This is a genomic window from Chryseobacterium lathyri, from assembly GCF_030812195.1.
Lineage (GTDB): Bacteria > Bacteroidota > Bacteroidia > Flavobacteriales > Weeksellaceae > Chryseobacterium > Chryseobacterium lathyri_A.
This window is the reverse complement of sequence record NZ_JAUSSF010000002.1, coordinates 256,377-269,880: the sequence shown is the minus strand read 5'-3', so window position 1 is coordinate 269,880 and position 13,504 is coordinate 256,377. Positions and strand designations below refer to the sequence as shown.

The following is a 13,504-nucleotide window of genomic DNA, read 5'->3' as shown; positions in this document are numbered from 1 at the left end:
ATAAGAAATAAAAGCCTCATCATCGATGAGGCTTTATTATATATTTCAAATGTTTCAGCTTATCATTTCAAGCTTAAAACCGCCAACCTGTACCCATCCATTCCAAAACCTGATAATACCGCGTCCGTATTGGCTGCTGTTACAGATTTCTGCCGGAATTCTTCTCTTTTATAGATGTTACTGATATGAACTTCTATCTTCGGTTTTCGTATGTTTTTTAAACAGTCTGCAATAGCATAAGAATAGTGGGTATACGCACCGGGATTGATCACCAAGGCATCAAAATCATCTTCCTGTAGTCTGTTGATGATCTCCCCTTCAATATTGGACTGGTAATAGTCCAGTTCATAAGATGTAAATTCAGATCTCAGTTTTTCCAGGCAGGATTCCATGGAAGTGCTGCCGTAGATCTCAGGTTCTCTTGTGCCCAAAAGATTCAGATTGGGGCCATTTACAATTAAAACTTTCATTCTATAAATTTAAATAGTTTAGTTCTATTTTCGAACTTTTTTTTACAGTTTTCGAAAATTACATTATGTTTAATGATATTTGTCATGTTTGATTATTCCGTAATTGTATAACTGTTTGCTATCGCGGGTTTTGATTAATTTTTAAGTTAATTTTTGAAAATATTTCATAATAAATTTTAAAGTCTACTTGTTTTGTAGACTAATTGTTTTTAGATTTGCACTCATATTTCGATCGGCTTATAAAGAAAGATGGAGGGAACTGACCCTATGAAATCTTAACAACCTGCCTCTGTGCAAGGTGTTACATTCAGCCTTTAAAGGAAAAATAAGCGTTTGGTTAATCGTATTTATCGATGCCCTTTGCTGACTTTTCTGCAAAGGGTTAATTTTTAATATGTGATAAATAAAATTGATTATGATTAGTAAAAATTTAATTAACTCTAAAATTTTGGTTCCCACTGTTGCTGTATTTTTTTTAGGAATTATCAGTGTCAATGCACAGGAAGCAAAACCGAAAAAAGATACAATTAATGAAAAGGAAATCGATGAAGTGGTCGTAATTGCTTATGGTAAAGCAAAAAGGACAAGTTATACCGGTTCAGTAGCCACGATCTCCAGCGATAAGATCAATAACAGGCCGGTTACCAATATTACAAAAGCACTGGAAGGTCAGGTTCCTGGTGTTCAGGCGGTAAGTGCTTCCGGGCAGCCGGGCTCAACGGCTTCTGTAAGAATCAGGGGAGTAGGTTCTATTAGTGCCTCCAGTGACCCTCTTTATGTAGTGGATGGAATTCCTTTTGACGGGAATATCAATTCCATCAGCCCGAATGATATAGAATCCATCAGTGTTCTGAAAGATGCTACAGCCAGTTCATTATACGGTTCAAGAGGAGCTAACGGGATCATCATCATTACAACGAAATCCGGTAAAAAAGGAGAATCGAGAGTAAATTTTAATATCAGCCAGGGGTTTTCCAGCAGAGCTGTAAAAGATTATAAGCAGGTAAGCACCGATGAATATTTCCAGTTGTATTGGGAAGCGTTGAGAAACGGATACAAATCCGGGCAGATATCTTCTGAACAGGCCGGACAAATGGCAAGCAACAATCTTGTGAATGCTCTGGGAATAAATCCTTATGGAACCGGATTTCCAAATCCTGTAGGAGCAGACGGAAAGCTTCTCCCGGGAGCAAAAGCTTTATGGAATGATGACTGGAGAGACATCCTTCAGAGAACAGCTTCCAGAAGCCAGGTAGATTTTGATATCAGCGGAGGCAGCGAAAAAAGCAATTATTTCTTTTCATTAGGGTATCTTGATGATAAAGGAATTGCCATAGAGTCCGGATTTCAGAAATTTGCGACCAGATTGAAGATCAATTCCGAAGTTAAAAAATGGCTGAATGCAGGTGTGAATTTAAGTTATACCAACAGTATCCAGAATGCGCCGCCATCTTCAGATTCGAGAGCCGACAATATCATCAATGCAGCAAGGGTAATTCCATCTTTTTATCCATATTACGAAAGAAATGCCGACGGAAGCTATGTGCTGGATGCTGGAGGAAACAGAATTTATGATTTTGGAAAATACAGGCCTACAAGCGCATTGCAGAATCAAAATGCTGCGGCAACACTTCCCCTGGATAAGAACGAGAATAAAGAAGACAACTTCTCAGGAAAAGGATTTTTAGATTTTACTTTCCTTCCGGAACTGAAGTTTAAAACCAGCTTTTCAGTTGATCTTGTGAATTATAACGGTCATTACTATTCTAATCCTCTTATCGGAGAAGGAAGTGAGATCGGTGGTTCTGTAACGAGGTCAAACAGCAGGACACTTTCGTATACCACAAGTAATATTCTGACTTTTGACAAAAAATTCGGGAAGCATCATCTGAATGTTTTGGGAGGACAGGAATTTTATAAATATGATTACCAAACGATATCCGGTTCCAGAAGCCAGTTTTCTCTTCCTTACTATTATGAGCCTGATGCAGCTGCTTTATTGGGAAGCTTCAGTGGAAACAGTGACAAATTTTCATTGTTGAGTTTCCTGGGTAGAGCGGAATATGATTTTAACAATACTTACTTTTTATCAGTATCGGGAAGGGCGGACGGATCTTCAAGGTTCTTTGCAGATAACCGATGGGGAAAATTCTGGTCAGTAGGAGGTTCATGGAAAGTTTCAAATGAAGATTTCATTAAAGATTTAAATGTCTTTAATCAGCTTACATTCCGTGCAAGTTATGGTGGTCAGGGCAATGATAAATTAAGGAGACCTAACGGATCTTCACTTTATTATGCGTACCAGGAATTATATAAATTCTATAATAATCTTGGCGAGCCGGGAACTGTTCTTGAAAAAGTACAGACCAATGATGTGAAATGGGAAACCAATCTTAATTTAAATGTAGGTCTTGAGTTTGCCATTCTTAATAACAGGGTGAAAGGTAACGTAGAATATTTTAAACGAAAAAGCCAGGATCTTCTGTTTAATATGCCGGTTGCCCCATCCCTTGGAATCAGTGATTTTCCGTTCAATGTCGGGACGATACAGAATACAGGTTTTGAGTTCTCATTGTTTACAACTCCCATCAAAAATGATAATTTCCAATGGAATGTGGATGTCAACCTGAGTACTTTAAGCAATAAGATCACAAAGCTTCCTAAAGGATCTGTAATAACAGGAACAAAACGTCTGGAAGTAGGCGGTTCAATCTATGATTTCTTTATTCCTGAATGGATAGGTGTTGATCCTTCCAATGGAAAACCTTTGTGGAGATATATTTATCAGGATGCGAATGGAAATACAGTGGACGGAACGACTTCAGAGTATGCAAAAGCTACCAAAACAGTACAGGGATCTGCACTGCCTAAGGTAACGGGAGGAGTTACCACAAGTGTTGCCTATAAAAACTTTGATTTCTCGGGATTGTTGACATTCAGCATCGGAGGAAAGATCCTTGATACGGATTATACCTCATTGATGTCTAACGGAAGCTCCGGCGGACGTGCCTGGAGTGCAGAAATGCTGAACAGATGGACACCGGAAAACCCGAACACGGATGTTCCGGCTTTAAGCACTACAACGAATAACTGGAACTCAACTTCTTCAAGGTTTTTATATTCCGGAACGTATGCAAGGCTCAAAAATGTAAGCCTCGGTTATACACTTCCTTCGGATTATTTTGAAAAGCTGGGTCTGAAAAAGTTTAGAATTTATGTTCAGGCAGAAAACCTTCTGACTTTCTACAAACATAAAGGAATGGATCCGGAACAGGCATTAGACGGGACCACTTATTACAGATACCCTGCCATGAGAACAATAACTTTCGGTCTTCAGGCAACTCTTTAACTCTTTAAAATTGAAACAATGAAAAAATTAAAATATATATCTTTTGCCCTGATCGCAGTATGGTCGCTGACAAGCTGTGAGAATGAACTGGAAACAGCTCCTACGGATCAGGCTAACGGTGCAGAGGTTTTCAAAACAGCAGAAAGTGCAGAAACTGTGATCAATGGAGCCTGGGCGAAATTTAATGATGACGGACCAACCTATGCCAATATCGGGTATTCAACCGTTTTGAGAACGAGTGATGCTATGGGAAGTGATGCGGCAATTCTTACCAATAAATATGGTTTTCCATCTGCATATGCCTTTACGGAAATGGTCAACAATACGATTTCAAGGCCTCAGTTTATATGGTCTACATTATATTCAACCATAAATAATATGAATAATGTGATCACCCGTATTGACCAGACAGAAGGAAGCCAGGCGAAAAAAGACCAGGTAAAAGGGCAGGCTAAAGCATTGCGTGCTTTCTGTTATCTGAATCTGGCCAGCTTTTACCAGTTCAGCTATCTTAAAGATAAAACAGCTCTTACAGCCCCGATTTATACGGAGCCATCCACAATCAGTTCTGTTCCAAAGAAAAAAGCAAGCCTGGAAGAAATTTATACTTTGATTAAAAGCGACCTTACGGAAGCAGATAATTTGCTGGCTAATTATACCAGAAATAATAAAGATAAGATCAACAAAGCTGTGGTGAACGGACTTTTAGCAAGAACCTACCTGAATACCGGAGAATGGAGTAAGGCAGCAGCAGCAGCAAAAATAGCCAGAGCAGGTTATCCGTTGATGACTCCGGAAAAATACAAGGAAGGTTTCAATGACATCAGCAACGGAGAATGGATATGGGGACATGGGCAAACTCAGGAGCAATCAGGAGCGAGCTATGCTTTCCATTATCTTGATGTTTCTTCTTCAGGAAGTTATTACTATAGTTTTATGGCAGATCCATTTTTCAAAGATTTATTTGATACCAATGATATCAGATCCCAGCTGTTTCAGTGGGATGGTCTCCCGGGCAGGGAAGGTCTGTTGAGATATTCCAAGTTTAAATTTAAAACTGGTCTTATTGCAGATATTGTATTGATGAGAGCGGCAGAAATGTGCCTGATCGAAGCCGAGGCAGAAGCCAGGAATGGAAATATTACCAATGCAGTTACTGTTTTAAACGAATTAAAAACAGCGAGAAATGCCAATCCTTACAGTGGATCTCTTGCCCAGAATGATGTAGTAAAAGAAATACTGATCGAAAGAAGAAAAGAACTTTTCGGGGAGGGATTCTCTCTTTCAGATATCATCAGAACACAGGGAACTGTAGTTAGAAAGCCTTATGTAGATGCCAACGGCCAGCCGATAAAAATACAGATTACCACTCCGGACGGAACGGTAAAAACGGTGAATGGAAGAGGACACTCTGTCTTTAATTTCCCTGATCAGACTGCTTTTGCCCCGAACAGTAAGTATTATCTGTTCAGTATTCCGCAGAAGGAGATTGAGAATAATCCGAATTTGTAGTTTATTTAGCTTTGACCTCGAAATACAATAAAAATTCCTGCAACACATGTTGCAGGAATTGAGAAATATTAAAAATTAATGTTTAAGCTTTTTGTTTTAAAAAAGAGAATAGTTCCAATAAAAAAAATTCTAAGACTATCGGAAGTATTAATTGTCAGAATAGCCTAGTTCTTTTAAAACTACTATACAATTTATGTTTTTTAATTTAGCTCCTTTTTTCAGATAAAATAAGACATACTTCTTTTCTCCCTCATTTAATTTATTAAAAATGGAGATATCATATTGTTGAGATTTTGGTGCCTGCTTTAAACCGATTAATTGTACAAATATATCATGACAGGCATCTCCGTGATTATATTTATCTGCCATCAGAATTGAGTAAGGTAAAAGTTCATTATGAAATGTTGATTTCAGATAATATATACTTAATTTGTTATATGCATTAACATTGCCATTCATTAGAATTTCTTTTTTGAATTTTTCTATTGTAACATTTTCAGATTTTTTTTGCTGTTTTTCTTTTGAACAGCAGATTAGCAGTGAAAATAAAAATGGTATTATAATTTTCTTAAAAGATATCGTTTTCATAATTTTAATTTTTAAGGTATAGGATGATTACTGTATTTACCTCTAACTAATTTTCCATTCAATATGATATTATATTGCCCACCTCGATTTATCCATGATTTAATTCCATCTGACATATAGTAATCACTAGGTGCAATTATAACAACATTTTTAAAAATAGGGCTACTTGATATACGTGTAGCGAATCCTTTGTTGTCATGACCAGCATTACAAGCTTTAATATCTAATATTAATTTTCCTCCATTTTTTTTAAAATTTTCCCAAGCTCTACTGCGACCAGTTAAAACCTGATCGAGTTGTTCAGCAGTATAGATATGTTCACCATTTGGTCCGACTATGAAGCTACCACTTGAATGAGCATAAACCCTGACTGTATTATCTGGTAGATAATTATCATTTACAGCTTGTTTTAACAAGTTTGGATTTTCATCACCAAACCAAATATTTTTATCTCCCTCAATCTTTTTTGAAGAAGATCCTTTTTTTATTTTACCATTACCAGGCCCTCCATCCATTGTATGGAAAGCATGGTTAAATCCAGCAACAGCCCCTCCAATCAAAGCACCTTGCCAAAAGTTTCCTCCGGTTAGCTCAGAACCTACACCTCCTAAAACAGCTCCTGATAATACTGTTCCTGTAGCACTGCTTGCAAACTTACCTGCTGCTTCAGTGAAAGCTGAAGCACCCATGCTTCCTAAAAATCCTGAGGCAAAAGCACTGCCAAAGCCCTGTCCCTGCACTAAAGATAATACTCCTTGTGCCAAAGCATGTGCAGTTCCCTGTACAATAATAGTTCCGAACTTGCCCAGTTCCTTCGCAATTTCTGTAGCAGTACCGGCAGAGGAGACAAATACGCTTCCAATACCATACGTAACAACGGCTGAAGCAGCAGCAAATAAATTAGCTTTCAAAAACTGTCCTAAATCCCAATTCTGTCCACTAATTGATGTCATAACCGTATAACTGAATCCTGTCACTATAGTAGCAATGATCATTGCCGATATAAGTTCAGGTATCCCTAAAAATTCCCCTGTAGGGTCATTAAACATCAGAGGATTATTCATCACATACCCATATTTATTATAGTTTTGGGTATTGGTAGGATCTTGAATGTTTTCATCAGCATTTAAGAATCTTCTCAACAGCGGATCATATAATCTACCATTCATGTGGATAATTCCTACTTCAGCAAAATGTTCATGGCTGGTATAGCCTCTGTTTACTAATAACGAAGTGTTATCAATAATATTTTTATCCGTAATTATGGCTCCGCTTCCAATCTGTAAATGAGTGAAATTACCCCATGCATCAAAGTGTCTCTGCTCTAATTTGTTTCCTGCTTCATCACTGATAGCTAAGATACTTCCTATATAATCTTTATGCAAGAATTTATAAGAACCAGCTGTTTCATCGTAATTCTTAAGATAAATAATATTACTTTCATAAGGATTTCCTCCAATATAAAGGACGTGCTTTTCCTTTCCCGTTGTGTTATCTTTTACGACTTCAAAGCTTCCATCTTCATTATAAAATTTTGTGAATTTACCATCTCCATCAATACTGAAATTACCTCCATATGTTACCCTTTGCCTCATGCTGGTTAAGCCGTATTGGAAAGCTACATCCCCTTTCATCCCGTCTATGAATACAGGGTCATTGTTTTCGTTATAGACAATACTTTGGATCAGATCATTGTTATAATTCTGAGTTCCTGCAGCATTCAGGGTCATTCCGGTCGGTTGGTAAATCTTCGCAGAGTTCTCATACTTCATGGTTCCCACCTGGTCATTCTCCATGATCCTACCTTTAACGTCATAAGTATTTTGCGAAAGCTGTCCCGTTTTAGGATTTGTCCAGCTAACTAATCTATTATTATCATCATAATTAAATGATTCAATAATATTGAAATCCCCTAATGTTTTTCTAAGATTCAATTCATTTTTTACAGCATTGAAAGTATATTGAATATTTAAAATACTCTGCTGCGAAGGAGACAGATGTTTAATTTCTTTTAGAAAACCTGTAGTATCATCATATAAATTAGTAATATTCGATGCACCAAGCTTTGCTGATAATACCTGACCTTTGACATTGGTTCCTTGCAGCTCCCACAGGCTTTTACCTGTTACTTTGTCTTTTACCTGATAAAGTTCTCCGTTCCACGTACTATATACATTTTCTACCTGAACTTTAGTAAGAACTCCCGAAGAATATAATTCCTTTTCATAAGAAATCACCCTTCCTTTATCATCATAAGTAATACCTTTTTCAATAAAGAATTTTCCGTTGCTGCTTTCTGATGAAGATGTTAATCTTCCTTGTGGGTCATAGGATACATTTGAACTATATATTTTTCCTTTAGAAGTACCACCTTTTGAAACTATCCTTCCTTTATTATCATAAGAGTAAGAAATTGTTTTATTAGTTGCTTGTCCGCCGTCTGCAGTTGAAATTTCATTTTGTGTGATAAGTTGTCCTAAATTATTATAAATATATTCTTTTGTTCCTTTCGGACTGATAATCTTTTTAGGTTGTCCAAAACCATCGTACTCATATTTATAGATTCCATTGGAAGGATCATTGAATTCTGATTTTCTCCCCCAAGAATCATATTTTGTGGTTACAATATTTTCTGCATATTGGGCTTTGATTTGCTCTCCTGCAGCATTGTACGTGAACTGAATTGTTCCTCCTTTATCGGTTGTAGAAATTACATTTCCTAAAGCGTCGGTTGTTTTTGAGGTCGTTCTGCCATAATCTGCAAGGTTTACTTCTTTAATAGTAGTGGTATTTCCTGAAACAGTAGTTTCCATTTTCTTGCCATTAAATGAAGTTGTAGTCATTTTAGCGGGGAAAAAACTATCATCGTATGTAATTGTATTCCATTGATTAGCGCTTTGTCCTTCAAAATAAGGCTCTGATTCTTTCAGTTTTCTTCCCAGAACATCATATTGAATCTCTTTGGATATGTACTGGCCCTGGCCAAATCCTTTGATAGAAGTTTTGTAGTCCTGACCTAATTTGTTGGTGAATTTTTTAGAAACCTTACCATCGGAATCATATTGGGTAACGATGATATTGGATTGACTGTCTTTTTCGTATGTATATGTAGTTGTTCCCGCTAGATTAGTCTTAGAAGTTGACAGCTTACCCCAATTATCATAGGTATTGATTAAAGTATTGCCTAAAGGATCGGTTTGTTTTTTAATCTGCCCCCAATCATTATATTCAATATTCGTTTCTAATCCTAAATTATCAGTTTTCTTTACAACAAATCTTCCTTTTGGATCATATTGTGCTGTTGTTGTTTGTGTCTGAGAATCTATACTGTTACTAATGGTTTTCTGTGTAATATTCCCAAAACCATCATAGTTATAAGTTTCCTGTAAGTAGCCGGTATTATCCCTGTTCCAGGTTTTTAGTGTTTTTAAAAGATTGTTTTCATAAGTATATTCTTCTTTTGCCGACTTTGTATCTCCATAAACTTGTATAGCATCTATTTTCGTCATTGGACGACCAATATAATAATCCGGACCTGCTCCCGAAGGATTGTGAATATATTCAAAATTAGACGTAGTTATAGCATATCCATTATTGACATTGGATATACTTTGAGACGGAAGATAATAATTTCCGTAAGTAATACTTCCTGTTGTAAGAATTCCAGTTAAAAAGTCTTTTGTTTTTGTACTTGTAGTGAGAAATGCTGTAACGACTTTTGATCTGTCTGCATCTGTAACAGTACTTATCACCTGGCCATTCAAGAGTTTATCAGCGTGATAAATGGTAGATTTGAAACTTAATAATTGGGTATTATTTTCAGAAATATCTGAAGGGAAAATTAGATTTTCATTATTGGTTCTAATTGACCATTCTTTTACAGGAGCCCCATCTTGTAGGGGATCCATTTCTACTCCAGACCATATTTTAGTATTTTCAAGTCCTACAGAATACCATGAAGAATGGGCAGACTGCCTGAAACCAAGCATCCCTTTACCTGTAAAATGGCTTATAAAACCTCTATACCTGAAATCCTGAATTAATGTTCCATTGGGAATGGTTTGTTTAAGGCTTGATACAGCTACTGATAAAGGAATTTGTTCTAGTTCAAAATAAGGAAATAATTCCTTTTTGATAGGTTTGTAAAAATTAGTATCAGCTATAGAATTAAGTTCCTGGTAAGAAACTTCTGTTGTAATACCACCTTGTTTAATAAATTTAGCTCTTGCTAAAGTAGGAACATAGGAATAATTATATTGAGTAACATAATTATAAGCACAGCCAATTACTCCCGAACAATCATCAGGTCTGCCAATAGATATGATCTGCTGATTAGTTCGGTTTAAACTCAGAGTTCCGAAAGGAATTACTTTTTCAGCATATTCCCTTCTCCAATCTCTTACTCTGTAAAATTGTAAATCTCCGTTTGTTTGGATAGGTGAATCTAATAAACTCACATTATAATCTCCACCTGCGCTTGATAAAAATTTCTTAGCAAAATTTGCGTAATTGTCTGTTGTGGTTTTGTTAACTGAATAAACAAAGGTTCGCAAAACAGTTTTCTCCTCATCGTGATGTGCACTCCATTCATGATTATTAATAAATACGTAGCTAACAACAATATCTGATTTGCCGTCTGCATCCAGATCTGCAACATTGTATTGAAAATACCTGCTTTCCGAATATGAACAGCCTCCACCTGCTTCCCATACATTATGGCTGCTTTCCATCAATACTTCACCTCCGGAGCTATAATAAATGAAATTATTTATCGTGGATTGATTAAACTTTTTACCATCAGAAATATATAAATTCCAGTTATAAGATTTATTAGCCTGAGGGACTAGGATATCTGTTTTACCATCTCCATTGAAATCTCCATATAAAGCTCCTGAGGAAATGCCTGCAAGTATTTGCCCTGAAAAGCTTCCAATGTTCACTTTCACAAAACTTCCATTAGGTTGTTTACTGAAATTATAAGTTTCAGTAATGGTTCCATTAGGTTTTACCTGAATGATATCCTGTATACCATCTCCATTTAAATCAGCAAAACGGTTATTTTTATTATTATCCGATGAATTATTTATATTTACTCCTTCATCATATTTATAGATACTATTATTAATATCGGTATTTTCATCAATATCTATCAAAAATGATGAGTAGTATGTGAAAAGATCTATTGTTCCGCCACCGGGTGGTACAATGTTAATTTGAGTATCGTCTAATTCCGAGCCTGAAAGAATATCATCTCCATACTCTACATTTGAGGAATTAATTTGAGGCTGCAGAAGAGTTAGCTGTGAATCGGTCGGTTCTGATATGTCATTATTTTCAATATTAGAGGCTTGATCGGGATAAGGTGCACTCGTACATCTGTTCCTTTTGTTAAACCCTATCAGCAGCTCTGAAATACCATCTCCGTCATAGTCATAACTCTCCAAATAGCTTACATTGAGAGGCATCGATGCAGTACATTCAGACCCGCCACTCAGCTCACCACCCGGACTATAGATGGAGTAAGGAATTATTTTTGAGTATTCCAGTTTAAATTTAAAATCAGAAGTATCGGCAGAATATATCAATAATTCATAATTTGGTTTATCAGGGTCTGAAGTTGTAACTTTATGCGGTATTACTATACCTACCTTATTTTTTACATAGCCATCTTTTTTAAAGGTTACAGCCGTAGCTTTTGCAAATTCTTCTGCAGTGAATCTTGAAAGTTCATATTGCATTGGAATAACAGGTGAGTCTTTGTAAACCGAATTTCTAAAATGTATAGATCCTACCGGCCCAGATGGAGAGCTGCCGGGATTAGGTATAAATTCAAGATAATCAGTAATACCATCCATATCAAAATCGCCATACTTTTTTGTATTATTAGTAGCGATATTGTTTTCTTTAGTAGTTTCTTCATTACCTGGTTGATATGGCTCGTAATCTATTGTAACAGGGTTAGCAGCTTGGTCACTAGAATTATATTCTGTTATTTTATTTGCAAATTGATAACTGGATCCATTATTAGTATATTCCACAGCATATCTTTTAAATTGATTGCCATTAGTTTTTACAACAATTTCCTTTAGCTGTTTATTTTGTACAAACCTAATTCCACTTAAGTAATTGATTTCATTTAAAGTTCTTTCATTAAAGTAGTTCAACTCAATTTTATTAAAATGGGGCTTGCCTGTTCCTTCATTTCCCCCCCATTCTATATTGGATATAACAGCCACATTAGTAGAAGCAGTCTGTGAATAATTATACGAAATATAATTTCCTTGTGCATCTTTCCATTTCACAATATTGTATTCCAATGGTGTTCTTGCAATGCTATCTCCCGATGATAATGCTCCATACCAAGCTTGAGACCCATCTTCAAAAGTCAATTCCCAATATTCAGGCCCCTGCCATAGCTGTCCTGTGACTGTACCTAAGGATTTAATTTTAATATTAGAATATTTTTCAGTAACATATTCCGCACCATCCTTACCATATTCTCCGGATTTTAGAATTAACCTTTGTCCGTTAAAGCTGTAATAATCGGAGTAATCTAATTGAATTCCTTTAATCTCACCATCTTTGTCAATATTTTTGCCAATCCTTGAGATTGCAGTAATTCCGGATAAATTCCATCCATACCCAGCAATTCCATTACCTGAGCCACTGGTATAAACAAGATTAATTTGTGGAGCAACACTTTTTACTCCCGGAGGTAGAGCAATTGGTAACGTAAATTGTAGTTGCCCAGCTCCGTTTACTTCAATATTTCCTTTAGTGTCATGGAATCTATTATCTGTTGTTTCTGTTGTTCCGGTTGGATTACTCGAACCAGCTCCAGAATCAGCAGGCCCACCTCCAGGATTTTCCGTACCAGGACCTATCTTAGCAACAAAAGGATTGGATATATTTGATGTTGCGTGAAACCCCTGTGCAAGCACTACGGTCTGTGGATCCTGAACAGTTCGCGAGGTACTTTCAGCTTGGTATAGTATAGTTTGTGAATACCCTAATATTGAGAGACAGGATATTATGAATGAATAGAAAATTTTCATATTCTTTTTCTTTGTGTTAATAAATTGATAGATGACGAATCAGATAAATTGCTTATCGTTTTGTAACGTTTCGGCTAAACACTCTTCCGTCTTTAAGGGTGAAACGTAGAATATAGACGCCCCAGTCATAACCTGTCATGTTAATCTTCAGTTGACGGTTCAATGCCGGGATATTCTGTTGTTGGAATTTCCAGTGTACCGTACTGTGCTGATATAACGAAACGGATTCTATAAGATCGTCTGCTTTTTCAGTCCAGTCGATAGTAAGAACATCATTAACGGGTACAGGATATAGTCTTATCTGTTTCAGGAAAGTTTTTTCATCCATGACAGAAACTTCTTGTTGTTGCAGGGCAGCTAGTGTAGACTCTTGTTTTGCTGTTTCAGCAGGAGCTGTTTTTCCTGCAATATCAGGACCTCTGTATCTTTGATTTCCGGCTTCGTCATATTTGAAATAGACCTCAGTTTGGGAAAACCCTAAAAATCCTATCATTAGGGAGGAGAAAGAAAGTAATTTTTTTTTCATGAGT

At 36.4% G+C, this 13,504-nt stretch carries 6 protein-coding genes and 1 riboswitch; of the genes, 2 read left to right on the top strand and 4 right to left on the bottom strand.

The window, feature by feature from the left end:
• Positions 1–62 precede the first annotated feature (62 nt).
• Positions 63–470 (bottom strand): type II 3-dehydroquinate dehydratase, encoded by a 408-nt coding sequence (locus J2T03_RS11445; RefSeq protein WP_307211316.1) that lies wholly within the window; start codon positions 468–470, stop codon positions 63–65.
• A 234-nt stretch (positions 471–704) separates the two neighbouring features.
• Positions 705–802: riboswitch (SAM riboswitch) on the top strand.
• An 83-nt stretch (positions 803–885) separates the two neighbouring features.
• Here J2T03_RS11445 and J2T03_RS11440 point away from each other — a divergent pair.
• On the top strand, positions 886–3,819 hold the full coding sequence (locus tag J2T03_RS11440; RefSeq protein WP_307211314.1) for a SusC/RagA family TonB-linked outer membrane protein: 2,934 nt from the start codon (positions 886–888) through the stop codon (positions 3,817–3,819).
• 18 nt (positions 3,820–3,837) lie between these two features.
• Positions 3,838–5,331, top strand: a complete 1,494-nt coding sequence (locus tag J2T03_RS11435; protein ID WP_307211312.1) for a RagB/SusD family nutrient uptake outer membrane protein — start codon at positions 3,838–3,840, stop codon at positions 5,329–5,331.
• Between the two features lie 147 nt (positions 5,332–5,478).
• On the opposite strand, the gene J2T03_RS11430 is transcribed toward J2T03_RS11435, so the two are convergent.
• From J2T03_RS11430 to J2T03_RS11420, 3 genes are read right to left on the bottom strand one after another with little or no spacing between them, the layout of a single operon-like run.
• A complete protein-coding gene (locus tag J2T03_RS11430) occupies positions 5,479–5,919 on the bottom strand; it encodes a hypothetical protein (RefSeq protein ID WP_307211310.1) in 441 nt (146 codons plus the stop codon).
• An 11-nt stretch (positions 5,920–5,930) separates the two neighbouring features.
• Positions 5,931–12,974 (bottom strand): RHS repeat-associated core domain-containing protein, encoded by a 7,044-nt coding sequence (locus J2T03_RS11425; protein WP_307211309.1) that lies wholly within the window; start codon positions 12,972–12,974, stop codon positions 5,931–5,933.
• A gap of 52 nt (positions 12,975–13,026) precedes the next feature.
• Positions 13,027–13,500: a hypothetical protein gene (locus tag J2T03_RS11420; RefSeq protein ID WP_307211307.1), complete on the bottom strand. Its 474-nt coding sequence runs from the start codon at positions 13,498–13,500 to the stop codon at positions 13,027–13,029.
• Between the last annotated feature and the right edge of the window lie 4 nt (positions 13,501–13,504).